General features: G+C 64.9%; 1 pseudogene. It reads right to left on the bottom strand.

Annotation, left to right across the window (positions count from 1 at the left end):
* Nucleotides 1-573, bottom strand: a pseudogene (locus EN879_RS38180) (ribonuclease R); the annotation flags it as partial.

Raw genomic sequence — 573 nt, 5'->3', positions numbered from 1 at the left:
CCACGGTGGCAACCACGCCGCCGGGGTTCTTCTCGTCGAGATCCGGCGTGGCGAAGACGGCGTCGTCATGGTCCTTGGCGTCGGCCGGATCGATGGTGATCAGCGGCAGGTCGCGCCAATCCTCGCGGTGATCCAGCGTCGCCGGCTTGATCGCTTCGGATTCTGCGATGACGTCGGCCGGGAAGATATGCGGAATGTCGTGCGCATGGATGGCGATCATAGAGACCGCCTTTTCGCTGGTCAGAGAGCCCAGCACGTTGAGCACCTTGGCTCTCGGCAAGCCGAAACGGGAGGCTCGCGCCGGCTCGACCTCGACCAGGTCGCCATTCTTGGCGCCGTTCTGGAATTCCTTGTCGACGATCAGTTCGGGCTGGCGCCGTTCCACCGGTTCGATACGGAAGGTGCCGTCCTGCAGGATGCGAAAGATACCGAGCACGGCATCGGTGCGCTTTTCGAAAATCTTCACCACCCGCCCGGTGTAGGCGGGGCCGCCCAGGGCGACGTTCGTGTCGTCGGCGGGAAAGGTCTTGGCCAGCACGCGGTCGCCAATGCCGGGCGCCGGTCCACTGCCAC

The sequence above is a fragment of the Mesorhizobium sp. M7A.F.Ca.AU.002.02.1.1 genome, assembly GCF_003998535.1.
Classification (GTDB): Bacteria; Pseudomonadota; Alphaproteobacteria; order Rhizobiales; family Rhizobiaceae; genus Mesorhizobium; species Mesorhizobium ciceri.
This window is presented reverse-complemented; position numbering and strand designations above follow the sequence as displayed.